Source organism: Aurantiacibacter zhengii (assembly GCF_003584125.1).
GTDB classification, from domain to species: domain Bacteria; phylum Pseudomonadota; class Alphaproteobacteria; order Sphingomonadales; family Sphingomonadaceae; genus Alteraurantiacibacter; species Alteraurantiacibacter zhengii.
Genome location: NZ_QXFL01000007.1, coordinates 147,916 through 172,811 on the forward strand (window position 1 = coordinate 147,916; position 24,896 = coordinate 172,811).

General features: G+C 60.6%; 23 protein-coding genes and 2 pseudogenes. 14 read left to right on the forward strand and 11 right to left on the reverse strand.

All coding sequences use genetic code 11. The features are described from left to right. The first annotated feature begins 30 nt into the window (after window positions 1–30). The 6 genes from D2V07_RS15000 to D2V07_RS15025 all read left to right on the forward strand — a co-directional run bounded on the left by D2V07_RS15000 (window position 31) and on the right by D2V07_RS15025 (window position 5,538). Window positions 31–402, forward strand: a complete 372-nt coding sequence (locus tag D2V07_RS15000) for an ArsR/SmtB family transcription factor (protein WP_233548446.1) — start codon at window positions 31–33, stop codon at window positions 400–402. Continuing rightward, a complete protein-coding gene (locus D2V07_RS15005) occupies window positions 399–1,328 on the forward strand; it encodes an MBL fold metallo-hydrolase (RefSeq protein WP_066850798.1) in 930 nt (309 codons plus the stop codon). Before D2V07_RS15000 ends, D2V07_RS15005 begins: the two co-directional genes overlap by 4 nt. Further along, window positions 1,328–1,774: a YeeE/YedE family protein gene (locus tag D2V07_RS15010; RefSeq protein ID WP_066850797.1), complete on the forward strand. Its 447-nt coding sequence runs from the start codon at window positions 1,328–1,330 to the stop codon at window positions 1,772–1,774. The genes D2V07_RS15005 and D2V07_RS15010 overlap by 1 nt, the downstream gene beginning before the upstream one ends. Then, window positions 1,771–2,184: a DUF6691 family protein gene (locus D2V07_RS15015; RefSeq protein WP_119587739.1), complete on the forward strand. Its 414-nt coding sequence runs from the start codon at window positions 1,771–1,773 to the stop codon at window positions 2,182–2,184. The genes D2V07_RS15010 and D2V07_RS15015 overlap by 4 nt, the downstream gene beginning before the upstream one ends. Before the next feature lie 24 nt (window positions 2,185–2,208). Next, window positions 2,209–3,975 carry a SulP family inorganic anion transporter gene (locus D2V07_RS15020; protein ID WP_063612648.1) on the forward strand — a complete coding sequence of 589 codons (1,767 nt, stop codon included), beginning with the start codon at window positions 2,209–2,211 and terminating at the stop codon, window positions 3,973–3,975. 210 nt (window positions 3,976–4,185) lie between these two features. After that, a complete protein-coding gene (locus tag D2V07_RS15025; RefSeq protein ID WP_119587740.1) occupies window positions 4,186–5,538 on the forward strand; it encodes an MBL fold metallo-hydrolase in 1,353 nt (450 codons plus the stop codon). A 189-nt stretch (window positions 5,539–5,727) separates the two neighbouring features. On the opposite strand, the gene D2V07_RS19025 is transcribed toward D2V07_RS15025, so the two are convergent. After that, window positions 5,728–5,862 (reverse strand): hypothetical protein, encoded by a 135-nt coding sequence (locus D2V07_RS19025; RefSeq protein ID WP_267899765.1) that lies wholly within the window; start codon window positions 5,860–5,862, stop codon window positions 5,728–5,730. Between the two features lie 154 nt (window positions 5,863–6,016). Continuing rightward, window positions 6,017–6,874: pseudogene (locus D2V07_RS15030) on the reverse strand (class I SAM-dependent methyltransferase); the annotation flags it as partial. A gap of 39 nt (window positions 6,875–6,913) precedes the next feature. On the opposite strand from D2V07_RS15030, the gene D2V07_RS15035 reads away from it, so the two are divergent. Together D2V07_RS15035 and D2V07_RS15040 are read left to right on the forward strand one after the other, a co-directional pair. Next, on the forward strand, window positions 6,914–7,414 hold the full coding sequence (locus D2V07_RS15035; RefSeq protein WP_420830054.1) for an SPW repeat domain-containing protein: 501 nt from the start codon (window positions 6,914–6,916) through the stop codon (window positions 7,412–7,414). Between the two features lie 9 nt (window positions 7,415–7,423). After that, window positions 7,424–7,933, forward strand: coding sequence for a hypothetical protein (locus D2V07_RS15040; protein WP_233548447.1), 510 nt, complete (start codon window positions 7,424–7,426; stop codon window positions 7,931–7,933). A 48-nt stretch (window positions 7,934–7,981) separates the two neighbouring features. Here D2V07_RS15040 and D2V07_RS18600 read toward each other — a convergent pair whose 3' ends face one another. The 9 genes and pseudogenes from D2V07_RS18600 to D2V07_RS15075 form a co-directional block, all read right to left on the reverse strand. After that, entirely contained in the window at window positions 7,982–8,212 is a 231-nt protein-coding gene (locus D2V07_RS18600) for a transposase (protein WP_158586857.1), read from the reverse strand. A gap of 219 nt (window positions 8,213–8,431) precedes the next feature. Further along, window positions 8,432–9,454 carry a sodium:calcium antiporter gene (locus D2V07_RS15050; protein ID WP_199698807.1) on the reverse strand — a complete coding sequence of 341 codons (1,023 nt, stop codon included), beginning with the start codon at window positions 9,452–9,454 and terminating at the stop codon, window positions 8,432–8,434. Further along, window positions 9,451–10,080 (reverse strand): cation diffusion facilitator family transporter, encoded by a 630-nt coding sequence (locus tag D2V07_RS15055; protein WP_119587744.1) that lies wholly within the window; start codon window positions 10,078–10,080, stop codon window positions 9,451–9,453. The genes D2V07_RS15050 and D2V07_RS15055 overlap by 4 nt, the downstream gene beginning before the upstream one ends. Before the next feature lie 163 nt (window positions 10,081–10,243). Then, entirely contained in the window at window positions 10,244–13,507 is a 3,264-nt protein-coding gene (locus D2V07_RS15060) for an efflux RND transporter permease subunit (protein WP_147367033.1), read from the reverse strand. Between the two features lie 43 nt (window positions 13,508–13,550). Then, window positions 13,551–14,303 (reverse strand): annotated as a pseudogene (locus D2V07_RS15065) (efflux RND transporter periplasmic adaptor subunit); the annotation flags it as partial. A 15-nt stretch (window positions 14,304–14,318) separates the two neighbouring features. Next, complete coding sequence (locus D2V07_RS18935; RefSeq protein WP_233548449.1) at window positions 14,319–14,699, reverse strand: HlyD family secretion protein; 381 nt, start codon at window positions 14,697–14,699, stop codon at window positions 14,319–14,321. 11 nt (window positions 14,700–14,710) lie between these two features. Next, a complete protein-coding gene (locus tag D2V07_RS15070) occupies window positions 14,711–15,898 on the reverse strand; it encodes a TolC family protein (protein WP_233548450.1) in 1,188 nt (395 codons plus the stop codon). A gap of 127 nt (window positions 15,899–16,025) precedes the next feature. Then, window positions 16,026–16,373, reverse strand: a complete 348-nt coding sequence (locus tag D2V07_RS18435) for a hypothetical protein (protein WP_147367032.1) — start codon at window positions 16,371–16,373, stop codon at window positions 16,026–16,028. A gap of 193 nt (window positions 16,374–16,566) precedes the next feature. Next, window positions 16,567–17,013, reverse strand: a complete 447-nt coding sequence (locus D2V07_RS15075) for a MerR family transcriptional regulator (protein WP_119587746.1) — start codon at window positions 17,011–17,013, stop codon at window positions 16,567–16,569. Window positions 17,014–17,098: 85 nt separating this feature from the next. On the opposite strand from D2V07_RS15075, the gene D2V07_RS15080 reads away from it, so the two are divergent. From D2V07_RS15080 to lspA, 6 genes are all read left to right on the forward strand, one after another. Further along, the gene (locus tag D2V07_RS15080; protein ID WP_119587747.1) at window positions 17,099–17,761 is read left to right on the forward strand and encodes a cation transporter; all 663 of its coding nucleotides are present in this window, start codon (window positions 17,099–17,101) and stop codon (window positions 17,759–17,761) included. Then, window positions 17,758–19,698, forward strand: coding sequence for a cytochrome c/FTR1 family iron permease (locus D2V07_RS15085; protein ID WP_119587748.1), 1,941 nt, complete (start codon window positions 17,758–17,760; stop codon window positions 19,696–19,698). Before D2V07_RS15080 ends, D2V07_RS15085 begins: the two co-directional genes overlap by 4 nt. Before the next feature lie 25 nt (window positions 19,699–19,723). Continuing rightward, entirely contained in the window at window positions 19,724–21,313 is a 1,590-nt protein-coding gene (locus D2V07_RS15090; RefSeq protein WP_119587749.1) for a multicopper oxidase family protein, read from the forward strand. Window positions 21,314–21,380: 67 nt separating this feature from the next. Then, entirely contained in the window at window positions 21,381–23,021 is a 1,641-nt protein-coding gene (locus tag D2V07_RS15095) for an acetolactate synthase large subunit (RefSeq protein ID WP_067468569.1), read from the forward strand. Next, window positions 23,018–24,412 (forward strand): aldehyde dehydrogenase family protein, encoded by a 1,395-nt coding sequence (locus D2V07_RS15100; RefSeq protein WP_063612678.1) that lies wholly within the window; start codon window positions 23,018–23,020, stop codon window positions 24,410–24,412. The genes D2V07_RS15095 and D2V07_RS15100 overlap by 4 nt, the downstream gene beginning before the upstream one ends. After that, the gene (gene lspA, locus D2V07_RS15105) at window positions 24,409–24,888 is read left to right on the forward strand and encodes a signal peptidase II (RefSeq protein ID WP_119587750.1); all 480 of its coding nucleotides are present in this window, start codon (window positions 24,409–24,411) and stop codon (window positions 24,886–24,888) included. The genes D2V07_RS15100 and lspA overlap by 4 nt, the downstream gene beginning before the upstream one ends. The last annotated feature ends 8 nt before the right edge of the window (window positions 24,889–24,896 follow it).

Genomic DNA, 24,896 nt, shown 5'->3' on the forward strand with positions numbered 1-24,896 from the left:
TCTCAGATAGTTCTAAATTAGTAATAGCTAATGGAGAAGATTATGGGCCAGGACGGGCATTCAGAAACGGATTTCATTCGCCAGGCTGGCGAGGCCAGCCGCCTGCTGAAAGTGATGGCCAACCAATCGCGCCTGCTGGTCCTCTGCTTCCTGGCTGAGGAAGGCGAGTTGTCCGTCGGCGATCTGGCGCAGCGAGTCGGGCTGAGCCCGTCCGCCCTGTCGCAGCACCTCGCAAAATTGCGCGAAGACGATCTCGTCGCGACCCGCAAGGAGGCCCAGTCGGTGTTCTACCGTGTGTGCGACCCGAATGCGCAGCGGGTTCTCGAATTGCTGCACGACATCTTTTGCCCCGAACTCGGCCAATCCCCCCAGCCGAGCGACGACATCGGAGAGATAGTATGAGTGACGACACGAATATCGAAAAGGCCATTGCACAAGTGAACGGCGTTCTTGCCGGCAATCCGCGAGCGCCTCACGTCAAAACCTTCTTCCATGAGCCGACCTTTACCGCGACCTATGTCGTCAGCGACGATCAGACCAAGCGCGCAGCCATTATCGACAGCGTCTGGGATTTCGATCAGCCCTCGGGCCGCACCAGCCTGGAAGCGGCGGACGAGATCATCGATTATGTGCGCGAGGCAGGCCTGACCGTCGACTGGATTCTGGAAACGCACGCACATGCCGATCACCTGTCGGCCGCGCCCTATTTGCAGGAAAAGCTGGGCGGCGAAATGGCCATCGGGCGCGGGATCGTCACCGTGCAGGGCGTATTCGGCAAGGTGTTCAACGAAGGCACCGAATTCGAACGCGACGGCTCGCAATTCGACCGCCTGCTGGAGGATGGCGACGAATTAATGATCGGCGAGATACCGCTGATCGCGCTCCACGTTCCCGGCCATACCCCGGCCGACATGGCCTACATCGTGGGCGATGCGGCCTTTATCGGCGATACGATGTTCATGCCCGATTATGGCTCTGCGCGGGCCGATTTTCCGGGCGGCAATGCGCGCAACCTCTATCGCTCGGTCCGGCGACTGATGCGCCTGCCGGACGAGACGCGGGTATTCCTGTGCCACGATTACAAAGCGCCCAATCGCACCGAATTCGTGTGGGAAACCACCATGCTCGCACAGCGCACAGCCAATGTGCATCTTCACGAAGATGTCGATGAAGATCAGTTCGTCGAGATGCGCACGCAGCGCGATGCGACGCTGGAGATGCCGCGCCTGATCCTGCCAGCCATCCAGGTGAACATGCGCGGCGGCCATTTGCCGCCGCCGGAAGATGACGGCACGTCCTACCTCAAGATGCCGGTGAACAAGCTGTGATGCTGCCCGGATTTCCCGATGCCGCACCAGTGGCCGGATTGCTCGGCGGCGTGCTCATCGGCCTCGCGGCCGCGCTGATGCTGCTGGGCGCAGGGCGAATTGCCGGTGTGTCAGGCATCGCCGCGCGCGCCTGCGGCATCAGCGGGGACGGTATGCCCAGATCCGCAGCGTGGGCGTTTGTCCTGGGCCTGCCGATTGGCGCAATGCTGATCGCCTGGATTACCGGCGGAATCGAGGCAAGCTTTGCCGGTTACGTACCGCTGATCGTGGCGGGCCTTCTGGTCGGCATCGGCGCGCGGATCGGCAGCGGCTGCACCAGCGGCCACGGCGTATGTGGCGTCAGCCGGTTGTCGCAGCGCTCACTTGTTGCCACGGCGACCTTCATGGCGGCCGGGATCGCGACCGTCGCCGTCATGAACGCCTTGGGGCCAGAGGTGCTGTCATGACGCGGCTGGTGCCGCTCCTATCGGGGACATTGTTCGGCGGCGGGCTGGCGCTGGGCGGCATGGTCGACCCGGCGCGTGTACGCGGCTTTCTCGACATATTCGGGCACTGGGATCCCACTCTTGCTTTCGTGATGGGCGGCGCGGTGATCGTGATGGCGATTGCCTGGCGGATCCAGGCACGCATGGCGCAGCCTTTGATTGGCGCGACGTTCGCTCTTCCCGACCGGACCGACCTGACCCCCCGTCTGATCGGCGGCGCGGCGCTGTTCGGCACCGGTTGGGGAATTGCCAGCCTGTGTCCCGGACCTGGATTCGCTGCACTGGCGATCGAACCGGCAAAGGCGGCGGCTTTCGTGGTGGCGATGCTGGGCGGAATGCTGATCGTACGCTTGTTCGAGCCGCAGCGCTAAAGCGTCGTCGGAGCAATCGAAGCCATGGCCGAACCCACCTTGCTGGCACGCTACCTCCCCATTCTGCAATGGGGGCGCACCTATAATGGTTCTGTCCTGACGAACGATCTGGTGGCGGCGGTGATCGTCACGATTATGCTTATCCCGCAAAGCCTGGCTTACGCCTTGCTCGCCGGGCTGCCACCGGTCGTCGGGCTATATGCCTCGATCCTGCCGCTGGTGGCCTATGCGCTGTTTGGGACGAGCCGGACGCTGGCGGTGGGTCCGGTCGCGGTCCTGTCACTGATGACCGCATCGGCCGCGGGCGCTGTCGCTGCGCAGGACACGGCCGAATATCTCGAAGCCGCGATCACGCTGGCCGCTCTGTCGGGCATCATGCTGGCTGTGCTGGGCTTTCTTCGGCTGGGCTTTCTCGCCAACCTGCTCTCGCATCCGGTGATCAGCGGCTTCATCACGGCCAGCGGCATTCTGATCGCCACGAGCCAGATCAAGCATATTCTCGGGATTTCGGGCGGCGGCGACAATTGGCCGGAGATGCTGGGATCGCTTGCGTCCAATATAGGCCTGACCAATCCGTGGACGCTGGCCATCGGTATCCCGGCGACGCTGTTCCTGTTCTGGGTCAGGGGCGGACTGAAACCAGCCCTCTTGAGGATCGGCCTGAAACCGCGCGCCGCCGATATCGCTGCTAAGGCGGGGCCCGTGATCGCGGTGGCGCTGACCATTCTCGCGGCCGTTATGCTCGATCTTGCGGAAAAGGGCGTCGATCTGGTCGGGGCCATTCCGCAGGGCCTGCCGCCTTTCGCCACCCCGTCGACCGACATGGACCTGATCGCGCAGCTATGGGTGCCCGCGCTGCTGATCTCGGTGATCGGTTTCGTGGAGAGCGTCTCGGTCGCGCAGACCTTGGCCGCCAAGAGACGCCAGCGTATTGCGCCCGACCAGGAGCTGATCGGCTTGGGCGCATCGAATATCGCAAGCGCCTTTTCGGGCGGCTATCCGGTGACGGGCGGGTTCGCCCGCTCGGTGGTAAACTTCGATGCCGGCGCGGAAACGCCGGCTGCGGGCGCCTATACGGCCATCGGGATCGCCCTGGCATCGCTGTTCCTTACGCCGCTGCTGTTCAGCCTGCCTATCGCCACGCTGGCGGCCACGATTATCGTCGCGGTGCTCAGCCTGGTCGATCTGAAGACGCCCGGTCAGCTGTGGCGCTATTCCAAGGCGGATTTCGCAGCGCATCTGGCGACCATCGTCACCACTCTCTTGGCTGGCGTGGAACTGGGCGTGATTACCGGTGTCGTGGTTGGTCTGCTGCTGTATCTGTGGCGCGCATCGCGGCCGCACGCGGCTATCGTCGGGCGTGTTCCGGAAACCGAACATTTCCGTAATGTGGAGCGGCATGATGTCTTTACCGTTCCGCACGTCCTGTCGATCCGTATCGATGAAAGCCTGACCTATCTCAATGCGCGCTGGCTGGAGGAATATGTGCTCGAGCGCGTCGCGGACCAGCCAGAGGTGCGCCACGTCATCCTGATGTGCAGTGCGGTCAACGAAGTGGACGCCTCGGGCCTGGAAAGCCTCGAGGCGATCAATCACCGGCTCTCCGATAGCGGGATCGACCTCCACCTATCGGAAGTTAAAGGCCCGGTGATGGATCGGCTCAAGCGAACCGAATTTCTCGAGAAAATCGGCGGGCGTGTGTTCCTGTCGCAGAACCGCGCGTTTCGCGAATTGTCGCGGGATAATGCCGATCCGTCTCTGCCCGACGATATCGCTCGAGGTTTGATATGAACGAATATCCAAAAAGGAAATCGAGATTGGCATATCTCTCGGCGTCCATCGCTATAGGCATTCTCGACGCACTTGTTTTTCCTCATCGTCCGCACAGGCGGCACTTTTCCTGTGAACTCGCAATCCTTTACGGTTGCCAACCGTTTTGCTCGGAGGCCTGCTTTCGGCCTGACCGCATCCCCTCGTAAACCGACCAGAAGGAAACTCATCATGCTTCTCGAAAAAATCAAGACACCCGGCCTATCCCATCTGTCCTATCTCGTCGGGTCCGGCGGGCAGGCGGCAGTGATCGATCCGCGCCGCGATTGCGACATCTATATCGAGAAGGCCCGCGCCGAAGGCTTGGCGATCACGCATATTTTCGAGACGCATCGTAATGAGGACCTCGTTTCCGGCGCAGCGGTCCTGGCCGACATGACCGGGGCAAAGGTGCTGCACGGCCCGAACGCCGATGGCGAAGTCGTCTATGCGCAAACGACGTGCGAGGGCGACAGCTATCGCGTCGGCCAGCTCGAATTCCGCGTATTGGAGACGCCGGGCCATACATTCGATCATCTCGCCTACGCATTGTTCGACACCGAATATCCGGAGAAAGCCGTTGCCGTGTTTACCGGCGACGTCTTGTTCGTCGGCGACGTCGGACGCACCGACTTCTATCCCGACCGCAAACGCGAGGTCGCAGGCCTGCTCTATGATTCCCTGCGCAAGATCTGCGACCTGGGCGATCAGGCCATCATTTATCCGGCCCACGGCGCCGGTTCTGTTTGCGGGTCGGGCATGGCCGACCGCGAGTTCTCAAGCGTGGGCCACGAGCGGCACAACAATCCGCGGCTGCAGATCGAGGACCGCGAAGCCTTTATCGACTTCAAGGTGGGAGAGAACCATTATCAGCCTCCCTATTTCAGGTTGATGGAGCGGCTGAACCTGGAGGGCGGGAGTCCCGCTCCGCGGGTCATTGAGCCGAAACCGATGTCGCTACAGGAGCTAGGCGAATGCGGCGCGGACCACCTCGTCGATATCCGCGAGCCGCTCGCCTATGCGTCGGGCCATCTGCCCGGCAGTATCAATCTCCCGGTTGGGATGATCCCCGCCTTTGCGGGGTGGTTTATCGGCGAAGGGGAGAGTGTCGCCCTGATCGCCTCGTCGCAGGGCCAGCTGAATACTGCCATGGAACACCTGGTCCGCATTGCACTGGACAACGTTCTGGGTGGTTACGTAGGCGTGGTGCCCGCGGCGGCGGCGGGCAAGAAGATGCGATCGATTCCGATGGTGGATACCGAAACAGTCGAACGGCGGCTGACCGGCGAACACAACGAATGGACACTGCTCGATGTGCGTGATGCCGATGAACGGGCGGCAGCCGCGATCGACGGCTCGGAGCATATTTATGTCGGCGAACTGCCCAAGCGCTGGCAGGATCTGGACCCGGCCCGCAGCTACACCCTCATGTGCGCGAGCGGAATGCGGGCGACAGTGGCGGCAGGCTGGCTCGACGCCCACGGCTTTGACAATGTGGATGTGTACCTGGGTTCGATGGGCGCGTGGAAAGCAGCGCAGAATTGAATTGCTAAAACCTATCCCGATAGCCGACTGACCAATTGCGGAACGCGCTCCTTGCATCTGCGAAGGTAACGCCGCAAGGCGCGCATCCGTATGTCACGCGAGCATCGTAGACTCGCCCCGATCTCAGCGAGGCTTTTTGCAGCGTCGAGCAATACGTCGGGTTCATGGATCTGGACCCGGTGCAGCCGGTCACTGATCCGATCGATCAGGACCGTCAGACACCGGTATGTCGGCAAAGACGGTCAAGCAAGCTGCGACGAAAACGTCCTGCTCGATATGGTGGTTTCTCTCGATGATGCGGAAAATCACGTGAAAGACACGCATGAAGCTGTCGCCTGGATGATATGCGCCTTGCGTTCGACCAGATTGGATGATGCAACTCCTTCGCGCGGAAGTAGAACTGCACCATGAGCAGTAGCATCTGGACATGATCTTCCGTTGCTGGCCCGTACGGTTGCTGTCAGGTCAGCAAAGGATCTTAAGAAACCCGTCCCGAAAGGTTGCCCCACCTGCCCCGCAACATCCCTTCCTCCTCGCCCATATATCCGCGCGTCAAGGGCAAAGCCCGCCGATCCCGGCAATACTGAATCTGGTAATTGCACATGCCGCCATGTTCGAAAGCCGCCGTGGCTCCGGCGAGATAGAAGGTCCACATGCGATAGAAGCGCGCATCGAACATCGCCTCGATCCGTTCGCGGTTGGCTTCGCAATTGGCATACCATGCGCGCAGCGTTCTGGCGTAATGCAGCCGCAGCATCTCGACGTCGCTGGCAATGAGGCGATATTTCTCGCTCGCCGCGACGGTTTCCGAAAGCGCCGGGATGTAGCCGCCTGGAAAGATGTATTTGCGCGTGAAAGCGTCGGTTGTGCCCGGTGTGCCGATCCGACCAATCGTGTGGAGCAGCATCACCCCGTCATCCGTCAGCATATTGGCGCAGCAGCGGAAGAACGTTGCGAATTGCGGGCGTCCGACGTGCTCGAACATGCCGACCGAGACGATCCGATCGAAACGCTGGCCGCGTGCGGCGAGATCGCGATAGTCGATCAGCTCGAACTTCACGCGATCGGAGACGCCTGCTTCATCGGCGCGTGTACGTGCCAAGCCAAGCTGTTCCTCGCTGAGCGTGATGCCGGTGACGCGCAGATCCATTGTTCGGGCGAGATAGATCGCCATTCCGCCCCAGCCGCAGCCGATATCGAGTACCTCCTGGCCCGGCGCGAGAGCGAGCTTGGCCGCGATATGGGCAAGCTTGGCCTCCTGAGCTTCGGCCAGTGTCTCGACGCCGTCGTCCCAATAGGCGCAGCTATATTGCATATGCTCGGCATCGAGCATCAGTTGATCATGATCCCCTATTCGCTCGACGAGCTGGTCGCGATGGGCCAGTTCCTGGTTCTCAACACGCGGCGCGGGCGACCGTTCTGGCGCTCGTTCTTCCGCGGCGACGCGCTGCCAGGCGGCAGCAAGGACTCACATCCCGGTTTCGATGCCCCGCTCGCGGCGATCGGCGGTTCGGCGGCGCGCGGGGTCACGGTCCCATGGACATTGGCCATCAGTGTGCTGATCGGTGCTTTCCTCATGTTTTCAAGGCTTGTTCTCGGCACAGAACCACCTCTGGCCGACAGCGATCATGTGGTGGGGGCGCTCGTCGTCACGGTCGCAGTGATAGCGATGGCGGAAGTCGCAAGACCGCTGCGTTTTCTGAACGTAGCGTTTGGCCTCTGGCTGATGGCGGCTCCCTGGCTGATGGACGGAAGCACCAGTATCACGAGCGACATCATTGGTACTGTGCTCGGAGCACTCCTGATAGGATTGAGCCTGCCGAGAGGCCGCCGGAGCGATGAGCATTATGGCAACTGGGACCGGTTCGTCGTTTAACGGATCGGCATGGCGATGGCGCAGGCTTGGAATAGGATGGTGAGGCTTGGATCCTATAAATACGGGGGGTCTGAAGCAGTGTGGCGGGGCGCGCATCCCGCCCTGTGGATCGCCATTTTCGGCGGACTGATTGCCTTCGCCTGGGAAATGTTCCAGCTCCCGTTCTACAGCACTGGCGAGCTTGGCCCGGCTGAAGTCGCATACCGATGTGGTCTGGCATCGTTCGGTGACGCGGGTATCATGGTGGCGGCCTATCTGGGCGCCTCGTTGGAGAACGGTCGAGCGCCCTGGATCGTCCAATGGCCGATTTCTCGCCTTCTTGTTTATCTAGCCATCGGCCTGGGCGTCACCTCTGCCGTCGAACTCCTGGCCGTGGGAGCTGACTGGGGGTGGACGTACAGCTCCCTGATGCCGCTGTTACCCGGCACCAAGATTGGTCTGGTCCCCATCATCATGTGGGTTATCGTTCCTTCCGCGACCTTGTGGCTTGCGCGCAGAATGGGCGTCGGCCCTGGTTAGGGAGAAAGACCTGAGCCAATGGCCGCTAGGGTCGAGACTTAATCACAGTCAAAAGGCTACGGCGGGGGCGAGGCTTACGGCCGATAGGAAGTTTCTGGCGAGTTTGCCGTAGCGGGTGACGGTAAGGCGGAAGTCCTTGAGGCGACAGAACATGGCCTCGGGCCGCCAGCGATCCTTGTAGCGGCGTTCGTCATACAGGATCGAGCGCTTACGATTACGACAGCCGGGGATCACGCGCCGGTCATCGACGCGTCGCGCTCCGGGTTGGTTCTTCGGCAAGTGCGGCTCTATTGCAGCCCATGCTTCATCCGACAATCAGAACAACGAACGCGACATTCCCAACGGCCTCCTGCATCAGCGGAGACTCCCTAGATCAATGTGCACGCAGACTTTCAAGAGCCTGATTGGGTTTGGACCCTAGAACGAAAGGCTGATTTTCATAACTCTCAACGCCGTGATCATCGCCGCTTCCCTCGCCGTGATTTTGGTTTTCATTGCTCACCCGGCTCCCCCAGAACTCTGTAAAGGCTGCACCCAGAACAGTATCACGGCGATGAAAGCTGCGTTGGCAGCCAAGAACACGAAGAGATGCCAACGGCGAAAGCCTCTTCTCTCGTCTCCTCCCAAAGAAAGGAACAGCGCATACAGCGCAGGCATGAGCGCGACGAAGATGAGGCTGACCCAGAAAAGTTTGAAATTCTCGATCGGCGTTCCGATGATAGTGAGCGGGATGAAAGCAATCGTCATACTCACGACATGATCGCCGATCACGCTCGTGGTGGCGGAGGTCACCTGGCCCGAGCGCGCGACGCTCCAGGTCGTGAAAACCTCGGGCAGAGCTGCGACGGTGGCGGTAATGAAAAGGCCACCGACGATATTCGGGATGCCGAGTGCGCTCACGATCCTCTCGGTCGAGAAGACGGTGAAGTAGGCGCCGACCGCCAACGCGCCGATGCCCGCTATGGCCGTCCATCGCTCCTTCTGGCCCCACTTCACCTCCTCTCCCTTCTCGCGGCCCCGAACGAGAGCCTGCACGAGATAGGCGAGATAGGCGACCAGCAGGATCCAGCCATCGATCGGCTGCAGACCGCGCCAGGGGACTGGAAGCGTCAGCAGAGCGAAAACCCCGAGGATCGCCAGATAAGGCAGCGCCTGAACGGTGAGAGCCCCTTTGTCGACCGCCACGTAATGCTCTCGCCGATGCTCCTCGTGATCCTTTCCGGCACCTTGCAGGTCTGATTTGCGGGTCGCTAGGTAGGCCGTTATCACCATGACCGGAATCGCGAGGACGGTTGAACCCAGCATGGCTCCTATCCCAATGTCGGATACGCCGCGCGCCGCACTCGTCACGTTGATGCCGATCTCCGGCGAGGCGGCAGCGAGACCAAGAAAGGCGCCTCCGGCCGCAACGGAGAAACCCCATTGCTTGCGCAGTTTCCTGAGCGGAGCGGACAGGCGCTCCGCGCCCCAATGCGCTGCCCAGACGGCGGCGAGTAGAACCGCTGTCCAGACCGCAATCACTTGCGCCAACCTTTGTGCTCTGTGCCCTCTTCCTCGTGCGTATCCATGTGCGCATCACGCAGAATGTCGATGCCACCGTAAAGTGCAATGCCGGCAACCGCGATGCCTACCACCAGATCGGGCCAGTTCGCGCCGGTCAGCATGACAATAATCCCGGCGATAATGATACCACCATTGGAGATGAAATCGTTGAAGCTGAAGGTCGTGGCAGCGCGCAGATTGACGTCCTTCTTCTTCATGTTCTGAAGCATTCGCAGGCAGACGAGATTCACCACGCCGGCCACCACCGCCATCACCATCATCATGACGCCGCCCGGATCGGAGCCTTCCACAAAGCGTCGGAAAGCATCGGCGATGACGCCGCCAGCGAAGATGAGGAGCATGATACCAGAAAAGCGCGCGGCACCGCGCTTCCAGGTTCGAGAACGGGTTAGTGCCAGAAGGCTTAGCAGATAGACTATCGCGTCGGACGAATTGTCCAAGCCGTTTGCAAGCAATGCGTTGGAATCAGCAAAATATCCAACAATGAAAAAACCTATAGCGATCGCCACATTGAGCCATAAAACAATCCAAAGTGTACGTCGCTTATCGGCCGAGTCGAGCTCAACTTCTCCTTCGCCGCTCATGTGGTAATCCCTCCGCTCCGGCATGAAGCTTTGGCAGCAGCCGGCGTGAACCGACCCACAAAAAGGTCTTGGTCAAAACTTTCAGATGTTCCTCCGACTTGTAGTCCGGTCGATGGTTTGTCTTCGGTAATTTCCAACATTCGACGTCTCCAACTCTGTACGGTCATGTTACATTTTTTAATTCCCGCCGCTCCTCGCGCGTTACGTTGCGCCGCAGACGGTCCCACCATTTCTCGCGCCAGCTGCGCTCGTCATCAGAACGGTGTAGCACAAGCCGCGCTATTGCAGGAAGAACGAACAGCGTCAGCGCGGTTGCCGTGATCAGCCCACCGATCACCACCGTCGCCAGTGGACGTTGCACCTCGGCCCCGGTTCCGGTAGCGAGTGCCATAGGCACGAAGCCGAGCGAAGCCACCAGCGCCGTCATCAACACCGGTCGCAGACGTGCAAGCGCGCCATCGGCAATAGCTTCGTCGAGCGGCATTCCTCTCTCGAGACGCTGCCGGATCGCGGTCATCATGACGAGACCGTTGAGCACCGCCACACCTGAGAGCGCAATGAACCCGACCGCGGTAGAGACCGAGAAGGGCATGCCCCTCAGCACCAGAGCGAACACGCCTCCTGCAAGCGCCATAGGAATGGCGCTAAACACCGCGAGGGCCGGGATCCATCCGCCAAGCGCCAGATAAAGGAGCAGGAGGACCATAGCGAAACAGATGGGCACCACGATCGCAAGCCTTGCCTGTGCTTCTTGAAGGTTCTGATACTGGCCGCCCCATTCGATGAAAGATGCAGGTGGCAGATCAACCTGCGCTTCGACCCCGGCCTGTGCTTCTTGGACGAAGGACCCGAGATCGCGTTCGCGCACGTTGGCCGAGACGATCACCAGCCGCCGCCCTTGTTCACGGCGGACCTCGGCGAGGCCATCAACCACTGCGAAATCAGCCAATGTTCGCAGCGGAACCGTCACGCCGTTTTCAAGGACGATCGGGAGAGCGCCGAGCTGGTCGAAATCGTTTCGGGTGGCATCTTGCAAACGCACGACGACGTCGAACCGCCGATCGCCTTCGAACACCAGACCCGCAGGCCGTCCGCCTAGCGCAATGGCGACCGACTGAGCCACGTCTTCGACGGTTAGCCCATATCGTGCGATGACCGGACGATCGAAAGCGATGTCGAGCGTGGGAAAGCCGGTAACTTGTTGAACGCGAACGTCTGCCGCACCTTCGACCTGCCGCACAACATCGGCCACGTCATCAGCTGCGGCTGTCAATTGCGCCAGATCATTGCCATAGATCTTAACGGCGAGATCGCTGCGGCTACCGGCAATCAGTTCGTTGAAGCGCATTTCGATAGGTTGGGTGAATTCATACAGATTTCCAACCAAACCGCCGAGCTCCTCCTCTATTTCTAATATGAGCTCTTCTTTGCTCTTGGAGCGGTCGGGCCATTCGTCCCGCGGGCGAAGTATGACGAAGGCATCCGAGATATTTGGCGGCATGGGATCGCTCGCCACTTCTGCGGTACCGGTTTTCGAAAAAACCAGTCCAACTTCAGGAAAACCAACGAGGCGATCTTCAACCCGTCTTTGCATTTCGACCGAGCGTTCGATGGGTGTCGAAGGAATGCGGATCGACTGGACCAGGAGATCCCTTTCGTCGAGCTGTGGAGTGAATTCACTCCCCAGAAGACTAAAGGCGACAGCTGCAACCGCGAAGATGCCGACACCGGTGCCGATAACCGGCCAGGGCCGCGCAATGGCCTTGCGAACCGCTGGGCCATAACGCTCCTTCGCCCAGCGAATGGGCTTCACCTCCTTTTCGGTGAGCTTCTTATTGAGCAGCACCGCGATCATCGCCGGAACGAAGGTCAGCGAAAGCACGAAGGCCGACGCCAGCGCGAGCATCATCGTGATCGCCATCGGCGAGAACGTCTTGCCTTCGACTCCGGTAAAAGTGAGCAGCGGGGCGAAGACGAGGAAGATGATCGCCTGCCCGTAGACGGTCGGCTTGATCATTTCCTGCGCCGCAAGGCGTGTTTCAGTGAGCCGCTCGCCCAAGGTGAGCAGTCGCCCCTCCCGGTGCTGTCGCGCCGCGAGACGTGCGACGCTGTTCTCGACAATGATCACCGCGCCATCGACGATAAGGCCGAAGTCGAGCGCTCCGAGACTCATCAGATTGCCCGACACGCCGAGCCGGTTCATACCGACCGCTGCCATGAGCATCGATATCGGGATGACCAGTGCCGTTATGATCGCGGCGCGGATGTTGCCAAGCAGGAGGAATAGCACCGCAATGACCAGCAGCGCGCCTTCGAGCAGGTTTTTCTCGACTGTGGCTATGGTCGCATCGACAAGAGACGACCGGTTATAGACGATATCGGCCTCTACCCCCGCAGGGAGCGAGTCACGGACTTCTTCAAGTCGTTCGGCTGCCTGAGCCGATACCGTGCGGCTGTTCTCACCACTGCGCATCAGAACCGTTCCGACCACGGCTTCTTCGCCGTTTAACGATGCGGCACCTGTTCGCAGGTCGCCACCGATCTCGACATCGGCGACATCACCTATACGGATAGGCACACCTTCGCGGGTGGCGACGACTGCTTGCTCGATATCCGCGATCCCGCCAAGCCGCGCATCGACCCTTACAAGCAGAGCCTCGTCTGCGCGATCGACGAAATTGGCACCGGCCGCCAGATTGGCCGCCTCGAGCGCATCGATCAGGGAGTCGAAGGATAGGCCGTAGCCGGTCAAACGGGCCGGATCGGGTTGAACAAGGAATTGCTTTTCAAAGCCGCCGATTGAGTCCACCCCGGCGACGCCGTCGACTGAACGCATCAGCGGTGCGACGACCCAGTCCTGCACAGTGCGCAGATAGGCCGCCTTGGCGACATCGCTTTCGAGGCGGTCGCCACGTTCGGTGATAAAGCTGCCATCGGACTGCCAGCCTGTCCGGCCGCCAGTGGTCGCACCCTTGCCACCGGGGTGCTCGTACTCGATCGTGTACATCAGCACTTCGCCAAGGCCGGTGGAAATCGGCCCCATGGTGGGCTCCGCTCCCTCGGGCAGCGAAGCACCGATTGGTGCAAGACGCTCGTTTACCTGGCTCCGCGCGAAATAGAGGTCGGTCCCTTCCTCGAAGATCGCGGTGACCTGGCTGAAGCCGTTGCGCGAGATCGAGCGGGTCATCTCCAATCCCTCAATCCCGGCCAGTCCGGTCTCGATGGGAAAAGTTACTTGCGTCTCGACCTGCGAAGGCGAGAGCGCAGGCGCGGTGGTGTTGATCTGGACCTGCGTATTGGTGATGTCAGGCACCGCATCGATCGGCAAACGCAACAAATTGAACGCGCCGTAGATCGCAGCAAGTATGGTTAGAGCGATGATCGCCCAGCGAAAACGCACGGCGATATCCAGCACCATCCCGATCAGGCCATGGCGGTGGCTACCCTCATCCGAAGGCGTCGATACATGATCAGTCGTCATCTTCGACGTTCTCCTTTTCGAGTTCGGCCTTCAGCAGAAAGGCATTGTCGGTCGCGATCCGCTGTCCGGCTTCAAGACCGGACAGTATCGTCACCATTCCGGCGGACCGGCTGCCTGTGGCCACTTCACGCGCCTGGAACCCGCGCTGTGTGCGCACGAAAACGACATCGCGCCCTTCGAGCACTTGCACGGCGTCCTCTGGAACCGTGATGCGGCTCTGGTCGACTTCGCCTGACGGGCGAATGCGTACCTGGAGAAACGAACCGGGCTGGAGGCCGGGAACAGCGCGTGTGAGACTGAGCACGGCGGTGGCACTGCGGCTCTCCGGATCGAGCGAAGGCGTGACCGATCGGACACGTGCGCCGATCTCGCGGCCATCCCCCACGATCACCGCGGCTTCATCGCCAGGCTGAATGCGCGCGGCATCTTCGGAAGGCAGCGCAACTTCTACCTGAAGGCCGTTCGGATTGACCACGCGGTAGAGTTCTTCACCGGCATCGACGAACGAGCCGAGCACGATCGGGGCAGCGGTGACGCGGCCCGAGAGTGGACTCGTCACCGCAAGCGAACGTCCATCACCACTTACACCCGCTGCAGCGACAGCAGCCTGCGCACGGTTCAATTCGGCACGGGCAACGTCAAGATTGGCGCGCGCCGCTTCGAGATCTTGGCGCGCTGTCACGTTAGCTTCAAAAAGACGACGCTCCCGCTCATAGGCTGCCGAAAGCTCGGTCACGCGGGCGCGGGCGGAACTAAGCTAGGAAGCGAGTGCCGCCGCATCGGCGCTTTCGATCCGTGCAACAGTCTCGCCTTTGCGGACATAGTCGCCAAGCGTCTTGCCAACGCTGCGGACGACGCCCGAAGCGCGCGCATCGATTCTTGCACTTGCGGTCGGGCTCGCCGCAACGGTCGCTGGGAAGACCAGTTCGACTGCAGCACCGGCCTGCACTGCGGCGACCTCGATCTCTGCCGTGCGAATCTGTTCTTCGTCGATCAGAACGAGGCCTTCTGGCAATTCAGTTTCGGCGGCTTCGTTTTCTGCAAGAGGATCAGCTTGATAGTCAGGCCACAGCAATAATAGCAGTGCCGCGGCGAGTATGACGATTCCGGCGACGATCGCCAGTTTTCTGCGGTTCATTGGGAGGTTCCTCATTGTGCGGCCAGCCTGATCAGTTCGGCGGCAGCTTGTCCCCGGTCTTGCTGCGCGGCGATCAACGCCTCGCGTATGGCGTCACGCGCTTCGGCTGCGCTCAACACCTCGATCAGCGGAAAGCGACCGTTGCGATACCCGATGCGAACGAGCCGCAGCGCCTCTTCAGCCTGGGGGAGTGATGTCGTGGAAAGTGTCTCGACGCGCGCTTCGGCGGCAAGATATTCGGCACGAGCGCGGGTTATGGACTGTTCGAAGTCAGCGAGCGCGACTGCCTCGCGGGCATTGGCGGCCCGCAGCCTAGCCTCGGCAGCAGCGATGTTGCCCTGGTTCCGATTGCGGAAAGGAAGCGGTATCGAGACGCCGACAAGAAAGGCACTGTCGTTGCTTTCCTCAAAGCGGCGAACACCGGCGGATACGACAGGATCGGGAATGCGCAAGCTGCGCTCACGATCGATCTCGGCGGCTGCGGCGGTGCTTTCGGCTCGCGCTACTTGTAATTGCAGCCCCGTCGCCGAGGCCATTACGATGCCCGGAGGCACGATTTCGGGAAAGTCGGTCGGAACGAGCGGCGGCGCTTCCTGGTCGCTCCAAAGCGAGGCGAGCGCCGTGCGCGCCGCGAGACTGGCTGCTTGCGCCGCTTGAAGCTCGGCACGTGCTTCCGCCAGGGCCGCTTCTGCGCGCAATGCGCGTAGAGGCGGTTCGCGGCCCACTTCGACCAGCACACCGGCTATGCGGGCGAGTTCTTCGTTCCGCTCAACCACATCGCGAGCGAGTGCGACACGCGAGGCAGCCGCAACTGCCGCAACGTAGCGCTCACGAACGAGAAAGCTGAGCTCGACATCGGCGAGGTCGGCTCGCAAGCCTGCCAGCTGCGCCTGTGCCCGTGCAGCCTCCACGCGCGCGCCACGCTTGCCTCCAAGTTCGAGCTGCTGGCCGACAGCAAGCGTATATTCGGTTGCGCTGAGTCCCGAGAATGCACCACTACCGGCGATGTTCTCAACCTCGAGCGATACTTCAGGATTGGGCCGCAGCCGCGCCTGACCGACTAGCGCCTGTGCTGCCTCGGCCTCCGCCCGCGGACCGACGATGCGCGGGTTTAATTCGGGGTCTGCAGTTTCGCCGACCACGCCTGTCCGGCTCAATGCATCCTCGAGCGTCAGAAGCTCCTGCTCCTGCGCTGCCACGGGCGTGGCAATGGCGACGAGGATAGCCCTGCAGTCAAGGCATCCCGCCAACTTATGGCTGACATTCTGTATAGTTCCTCTGCTGACGATCCGGTGTGCGCCGCGTTGCACAGCGCGATTCAACCCGTCAGCTTCGAGGAGGGCGTTGGGGCAGGCCGTGCGCCTCGCCAGTGATTTTCACGTCTGGAAACGAGGTAGTAACGATGACGGTTTCGCCGAACGTTTGACTATGACTATTGGGTACCAACGCTGCGAACAGGTGGTGGCAATGTCCATGCGCGCAGACCTGGGGCTGCGGACTATCTCGCTCAGATCCGTCACTGGTAACCGCATCAATCGTTTGGTTCGCATAGATTGCCGAAGACATTTCATCGCCGCATTGAGCGGCTTCCGCCACCGGCGACACCATTAGCGCCGCCACCGCCAAAACAGCGGCGACAATTCTAAAGGAAATCAATCCATGCAGCTCAAACATCCTGGCGCCTCTAGCGAACCTAAACCGGATCCGGTTTGCCAAATAACCCCTCCAGCGACTGTAGGGGCAAGCGATTTTTCGCGCCTACGGGGCTTCAGTCGTCTCTCAATGTGGCGAAATAGATTATTGGAACGCCTTCATCACGAGGTGATCCGTCAGCTCTCCATAGTTTCTAATTGCACCGCAGCGCCGCTCAGAGAGACGAAAACGCATGGCTTCGCCTTTTTGGCTTTGCGGACACAGATTTTGGTCGGGATTGGGAAAGTGTCTCGATAATCTTGCAGTCCGACACGTCGCCGCCGGTACAAGACACCACTACATTTTCCAGCTCTGCGCGGAGAGCCTCCAGACGGGTAAGGCGATCTTCGACACTCATAAGGTGTTGTTTCGCAATATCGCCCGCCTTGTCGCAGCTTCCATTTGGCGTGTTCTTTAGTTCCAAGAGGGAGCGCGCTTCCTCGATGGAAAAGCCAAGCTTGCGCGCCTGCCGGATGAACGCCAGTCGTTCTACATCCCGCTCCGTATAGGTTCGCTGGCCCGCTGCCGTGCGTGCGGCTTCGGGCATCAGTCCGATGTCCTCGTAAAACCTTATCGTATTCACCTTCGTTCCGGTTGCCTTTGCCAAACCTCCGATAAGCATGAATCTACTCCTTGTGCGCCATATCGCGAATGTGTCGCAATTTCAGCTTGCCTCTACAGCCACTGGAGGTGTTACCTACTGGCTTATGTTAGAAAACGAAACATCGGATTGCGGTTGCACAGGCGATACGCAAAGAGCAGATACAGACCCGGCCTATCGCCGCGCCCTTTGGATCGTCGTATTGCTCAATCTGGGCTTTGGCGTTTTCGAGGCCTTCGGCGGGTTTCTGGCGGACAGCCAAGCGCTCAAGGCCGACGCTCTCGACTTCATCGGCGATGGATCGATCACGCTCATCGGCATCCTTGCTCTTGCGTGGACTGCCCGCACGCGCGCCCGGGTCGCGCTGGCACAGGGCCTGTTTCTGGGCGTACTAGGCCTCGGAGTGATCGGTCTGGCGGTCTGGCGATCGCTTAACGCGGTCGCGCCGGAAGCCGGTTTGATGGGCGGTATCGCGGCTGCAGCACTGGTGGTGAACATCGCGGCGGCGCTCGTGCTGATGCGGTTTCGCGAAGGCGACGCACACATGTCCGCAATCTGGCTGTTCAGCCGCAATGACGCGATCGCCAATGTCGGAGTGATCATCGCTGCAGTGCTGGTCGCCTGGACCGAGCAGGCCTGGCCGGATCTTTTGGTCGCGGCGATCATCGCTCTGATCTTCCTGCATTCGGCTTACCTCATCGTCCGGCGCGCAACCGAGGAACTTCGCGCGCAACATGCTTCAGCTCTCGAAAGGGTCGTCTCCAAATGACTCTACGCGCCTTTGTCGGCCAGCTAATCGCTCTTATGGCGATGGCAGTCGCAATGCCGGCCTCCGCAGACACGCGCGACGAAGTCCAAACGAGTTGGCGCCTTCTCGACTACATCGCGGTGGATTACTTAGAAGCGGTCGAAGACGGTAAAGTCACCAACGAGCTGGAATATGCCGAAATGCAGGAATTTTCTGCTTCGATAGTCGAACGCATGGCGGCCCTACCCGCAAATGCGCAACGTGCACAGCTGGTTGCGGATGCAGAGGCGCTTGCCGAGGCAATCTCGGCGAAAGTGGAGCCTGCTGTCGTCGCACGAGACGCGCGCAGGTTGGCAAGCGAGCTGATCGCGGCCTTTCCCGTTCCGCTGGCCCCGGACGCGGTACCCGACCTTGCGCGAGGCGCCGCGCTGTACGTCCAGAGCTGCGCAAGCTGTCATGGGGTAAGCGGAGACGGCGCCGGCCCCGCCGCAGAGGGACTCGATCCCCCGCCAATCGCTTTTGACGACGTCGCCCGAGCCCGCGAGCGGAGCGCTTTCGCGCTCTATCAGGTCATTGGACAAGGTCTCGAGGGAACCGCCATGCCGGGCTTTTCCGATCTCCCGGCGGAAGATCGTTGGAGCCTTGCTTATTATTCTGGGTCGATTGCATTTCCGGAGGTAGAGCGGGGAAGGCGTATCTGGAATGACGAACCGGCGATCCGGGCACGCATTCCCGATCTCGCTGCTCTATCCGGTCTCACACCGGCAGCCCTCGGCGAGGCGATCGGAACCGAGCGGGCCGATGCCGTCATGGCCTATTTGAGGGCTCATCCTGAAGCCGTGGCGAGCGATACGACCGGCTCACTCGCTCTGGCGCGCGAACGATTGCAGCAAAGTCTTGCCGCTTACGAAGCGGGTAATAAAACCGAGGCGCGCGAACTTGCACTCTCGGCCTATCTCGATGGCTTCGAACCGCTGGAGGCCGTTTTAAGCACGCGCGATGCCGATCTCCTCGCATCTGTCGAAATCGGCATGGCCGAGCTTCGAGCGGCAATCAGCCGCGGTGACCCGGTGGCCGCCGTCGCCGAGAAGGTGAATGCGCTCGACGTTCTTTTCTACCGGGCCGAGACGGTGCTCGCCCCGGCCAATGCCAGCGAAGCGTCGGCATTTTTGGGAGCCTTTGCGATCCTGTTGCGCGAAGGGCTAGAGGCATTGCTGATCGTGATCGCGATGATCGCGTTCCTGCGCAAGGCCGAGAGAACGGAAGTTCTGCCCTTCGTCCATGGCGGATGGCTCTCCGCTCTTGGGGCCGGAGCCCTGACATGGGTGGCAGCGACCTACCTGATCGGAGTGAGTGGTGCGGGCCGCGAGCTGGTGGAGGGGTTCGGATCGCTTTTTGCCGTTCTCGTCCTGCTGTCGGTCGGCATATGGATGCACGGCAAGTCGCAGGCCGGCGAATGGCAACGCTATATCCGGAAAACCATGCAGCACGCTCTCTCGCGCAGGTCCGCATGGTTTCTGTTCGGGCTGGCCTTCCTCGTGGTTTACCGGGAGGTCTTCGAGACGATCCTGTTCTTCGCAGCGCTCTGGAGTCAGGGCCATACCGACGCGATTCTTGCTGGCGCTGCCGCCGCAATCGTCTTGCTAGCGCTGATTGCGTGGGCGATGCTGCGCTACAGTCGCCGACTGCCAATTGGAACATTCTTCGCGTATAGTTCGGTTCTGATCGGCATTCTTGCCGTCGTCCTGGCCGGGAAGGGTATTTCGGGGCTCCAGGAAGCCGGATTGTTGGGCATCACTCCGCTTCCGAATCTGCCCCGCATACCGATTCTGGGCATCGCACCGGCACTTGAGCCAGTGGCGGCGCAAATTCTCACGCTCGCGCTCATCGCGCTGGGTTATTGGCGCAACAGAATGAAAGGCATGCAATCCGGAACACCGCAGGCCGAAACCGGTTGACGACGCTCCGGGCAAGGGAAGCATTATGATCGACAGACGTTCTATTCTTGGCGGTGCGGTGCTTGGCGCAGGTGCACTGGGAATAGCCGCGTATGCCGGGCGCGACCTGTTGACAGACCGGAATACGGCGCTTGCTTCGGTAACCGCGCGCTCGAAACTTCTCATTCCTCCTCTTTATTCAGGCGAACGAGATAGTGGCGAGCGGGTTTTCGATCTCAATCTGCGCCACGGCGTCTCACATTTTTTTGACGGGCTCGAAACGCCGACCATCGGTATCAACCAGTCCTATCTAGGCCCCACACTTGAGATGCACGCCGGCGATACGGTGCGGATGAATGTCACGAGCGATCTGTCCGAAACGGCGACCGTCCACTGGCACGGTTTTCATCTTCCGGCGCGAGCCGATGGCGGACCGCATCAGCCGATCGAGCCAGGAGGGAGCTGGACCGCGCGTTTCGATGTCCGACAGCGCGCAGCGATGTTCTGGTATCATTCGCATGCGCACCGCCGCTCGGGGCCACAGGTCTATCAGGGTCTGGCCGGAATGATCTACGTCCGCGACAGCGCGAGCGAGGCGCTCGACCTTCCAAACGACTATGGCATCGATGATATACCGCTGGTCGTACAGGATCGCGCTTTCGCGCGCGATGGAAGCCTCGTTTATTCCACACGCATGCATAATATCATGATGGGAATGATGGGTGACACGATGCTGGTCAACGGCGTCGTCGAGCCCGTCTTCGAGGCAAAGTCCGATCGTTTGAGGCTGCGACTAGTCAATGGCTCGAACGCACGCTTTTACCGTTTCGGGTTCGACGATGGCCGCAGCTTCCATCAGATCGGAACCGACGGCGGTTTGCTCGCCGCGCCGCTGCCAACCGACAATGTTGTTCTCGCTCCCGGCGAACGCGCGCAGGTAATCGTCGATGTCAGCGATGGAAGGCCGGTTTCGCTGCTTGCGGACGGGCTCGAAATCATGGGCATGGGAAATAGGGGCCGGGGAATGAGAGGGCCCGGACCCACGCGCGATTCCGACCGGCCGACGGACAATTGGATGATGGGCGAACGGGAGCGTCGCGATGGGATGATGGGCGGTATGATGGATGAAAGGCGTCGCTTTACCGTGCTGGACATCCGGCCGGCCGCGAGCCGCAGGCGGGCGATCGCTATGCCGCGCCAGCTCGCTACCTTGCCTCAGATCGATCCAGGCGACGCGGTCCGGACGCGCCGTTTCGTTCTCGATATGGGCATGGGAATGCGCATGATGCGTGGAGGCGGTTTTACCATCAACGGCAAATCGATGGACATGCAGCGTATCGACGAGACAGTGCGGGTCGATACCACCGAAATCTGGCAGGTCGAGAATGCCTCGATGATGGCGCATCCGTTCCACATCCACGATGTGCAGTTCCGTATCCTCGACCGGAACGGCAGGGCCCCTGATGCGACGGAACAGGGGCTAAAGGACACGGTTGTCGTCTATCCGGGCGAAGCCGTGCGGCTCCTTTTGCGGTTCGAGGACTACACCGACCCGGATTTGCCTTACATGTACCACTGCCACATCCTCGAGCACGAAGATGCCGGCATGATGGGGCAATTCACCGTCACAGCCTGAATCAGTAGCCGAGCAGAAGACCTGCCACCGACAGCCTCCAGGCCCTCACCAATGCGAGAACCATTCCATGAAAGCATCCGATCTTCTTGTCGCCGCGTTGGAAGCCGAAGGCGTCGAGTATATCTTCGCGGTTCCGGGCGAGGAAAACCTCGATCTTCTGGAGTCACTGCGGACCTCGTCGATCCGTCTGATCGTTACCCGGCACGAGCAAGGGGCAGGGTTCATGGCGGCAACCTATGGACGTCTTACCGGTAAAGCCGGCGTATGCCTTGCCACGCTGGGACCAGGGGCGACAAACCTCACGACGCCCGCAGCTTATGCCGCTCTGGGCGCTTTCCCTCTGGTCATGATAACCGGCCAAAAACCTATCAAGGTCTCGAAGCAGGCGCAGTTCCAGATCGTCGATGTCGTCTCGCTTTTCACCCCACTATGTAAGATGGCGAAGCAGATCGTGAATGGGGAGCGCATTCCTTCGCTCGTGCGCGAAGGTTTCAGAAGAGCTCAGGAAGAGCGACCCGGTGCAGTTCTGCTGGAACTGCCTGAAGATATTGCCGAGGAAGAAACCTCCGAACCGGTCGTTGCGCCCCACCCCCGCCAATATGCGGTGGCCGGAGATGCCGCGCTAGACGAAGCTGCCGAGCGGATTCTCGCCGCCGATCGCCCGCTGCTTTTGGTTGGTGCCGGGGCCAACCGACGTAGCGCCTGCAAGGCGCTCCGAAAGTTCGTCGACGATACCCAATTTCCGTTTTTTAATACGCAAATGGGCAAGGGAGTGCTCGATGAGGCAAGCCCCCTGTATCTGGGAACGGCGGCTCTATCGTCGGATGACTATGTTCATTGTGCCATCGATCGCGCAGACCTGATCGTCAATATCGGCCATGACGTGGTCGAGAAACCGCCCTTTTACATGGAGCCTGACGGACGCACCGTTATCCATGTGAATTACAAGGCCGCAGAGGTCGACCAGGTCTATTTTCCGCCGCTGGAAGTCATTGGCGATATTGCCGGATCTGTCGAGCGACTAGGAAACCGGCTGCGCGGCAAACACCCTAGTGACCCGGCAGCCTACGCCAATGTCCATGAGGACATCGCGGCGCACATCCGCCAAGGCAGCGACGATGGCCGCTTTCCGATGGTGCCCCAGCGCATCGTTGCAGATGTACGGGCGGTCATGGGCCGGGACGACATCGTCGCACTCGACAACGGCATCTACAAGATCTGGTTCGCCCGCAACTATATCGCGCATGAGCCGAACACGATTCTGCTCGACAACGCGCTGGCGACGATGGGAGCGGGTCTCCCCTCGGCGATGATGGCAGCGATGCTGTCGCCCGAGCGCCGCGTGCTCGCCGTATGCGGCGATGGCGGGTTCATGATGAATTCGCAGGAGGTGGAAACCGCGGTCAGGCTCGGCCTCAACCTTGTCGTACTCATTCTCAATGATTCCGCTTACGGTATGATCCGATGGAAGCAGGAAGAACTTGGCTTTCCCGAATACGGTCTGAGCTTCGCCAACCCCGACTTCGTTGCCTATGCGAAGAGTTATGGTGCGACGGGCCACCGGATCGAGAGCAGCGAAGCACTGGTACCGACGTTGAATGAAGCGTTCGAAAGCGGCGGCGTTCACCTCATCGACTTACCGGTGGATTATTCCGAGAACCGCAAGGTTCTGATCGATGAACTGAAGGCGATGGAGTGTCCTCAATGACGTGGCAGGTCCTCAATCCCTACGACCAGGAATGCATTGGCAGCGTGGAGCTGGTCGACTGGCCACAAATCGATCGTTGGCTCGACGAGGCGCGCGCGCTGCACGAAGACCGGCAAGCGCGGCTCCCCGCCCATGAACGCATCGCCATCCTGCAGCGCGCCAGCGTGCTGATGCGCGAGCGCGCGGAGACGCTGGCAATGCAGATTGCGCGCGAGGGCGGCAAACCCATCATCGACGCGCGCGTGGAAACCAGTCGCGCCATTCAGAGCGTCGAACTGTGCATACACGAATTATTCGCCAGCGGCGGGCGCGAAATCCCGATGGACCTGACGCAGGCGGGGGCAGGACGCAAAGCCTATACTTTCCGTGAGCCGATCGGGCCGGTCGTGGCGATCTCCGCTTTCAATCATCCTCTGAACCTGATCGCCCATCAGGTGGGACCGGCGGTTGCAAGCGGATGCCCCGTACTGGTGAAACCGGCCAAGGACACGCCCCTTTCCTGCAAGAGCTTCGTCGAAATCCTTTATGAAGCCGGACTCAATGAAAATTGGTGCCGTTTCGTGCCGTGCTCGGACGAGGTCGCCGAAAAAATGGTCACCGATCCACGAACTGCGTTCTTCTCCTTCATCGGTTCGGCCAGAGTTGGCTGGATGCTCCGCTCCAAACTGGCCCCTGGCACCCGCTTGGCGCTGGAACATGGGGGCGCGGCCCCGGTCATCGTCGATGACAGCGTTGCGCACGCCAAGGTAATTCCTCCGCTCCTGAAAGGGGGCTTTTATCATTCTGGTCAGGTCTGCGTCTCGGTGCAGCGCGTGTTCGTTCCGCGCGCCGAATTGCCGGACTTCGCTGCCGAGCTCGCTGCGGGAGCAGAAGCGCTGACGGTGGGCGATCCGACCAATGCGGAAACCCAATGCGGTCCGCTCATTCGTCCTGCCGAAGTCGACCGCGTCGAATCCTGGGTCGATGCAGCCGTTCAGGGCGGCGGCAGGCTCGCCGCAGGGGGTAAGCGCACGGGTTCCACCCTTTACCAGCCCACGGTCCTTGTCGATCCGCCCGACGACGCCGATGTATCGCGGAAGGAAGTGTTCGGCCCTGTGGTCTGCATTTACGGATACGACGACGTCGATGCTGCGATCACGCAGGCGAACGCGCTTCCCTACGCCTTCCAGGCGGCTGTGTTTACCGACCGAATGTCCTGGGCCGATTACTGCGTCGAAGCGCTGGCCGCGTCAGCCGTAATGGTCAACGATCATACCGCATTTCGCGTCGACTGGATGCCGTTCGCAGGACGCCGTCAGTCGGGTCTCGGAACAGGCGGTATCGGTTACACGATGGCCGATATGAGCGAAGAAAAGATGGTGGTCGTGAATTCACCATCCAGCGTCCGATGACCTTGAGCGCGGCGAAACGGCTTGCGCCCGTTTTGATTCTGGCCAGCTTCGGCCTCGACCAATTGTCGAAAACCTGGGCGCATTCTTTCGTTGGTTCGGGTAACGTGATCGCAGTGTTCCCGGGCTTCAATCTAGTCGCCATCACCAATAGCGGCGTGGCATTCGGATTGGCTGGTGAAGCAGCACCGGTTATCCTTATCGCGATCGGCGTTTTGCTTTCGGGACTACTCGGGATTTGGCTGATGAGAACCAGATCGGCCATCCATGCGCTCGGCTTGAGCCTCGCGATTGGCGGAGCGCTCGGCAACGTTGCGGACAGGCTGATGTTCGGTGCTGTCAGAGACTTCATCGATTTATACTGGGATACTCTTCATTGGCCATCATTCAATCTGGCCGACGTCGCGATCGTAGTGGGACTGGGGCTTTTGGTCCTGGTGGGCGAAGAGCAGCCTGAAAACCGCCCCGACATGAACTGAGTTAAAAA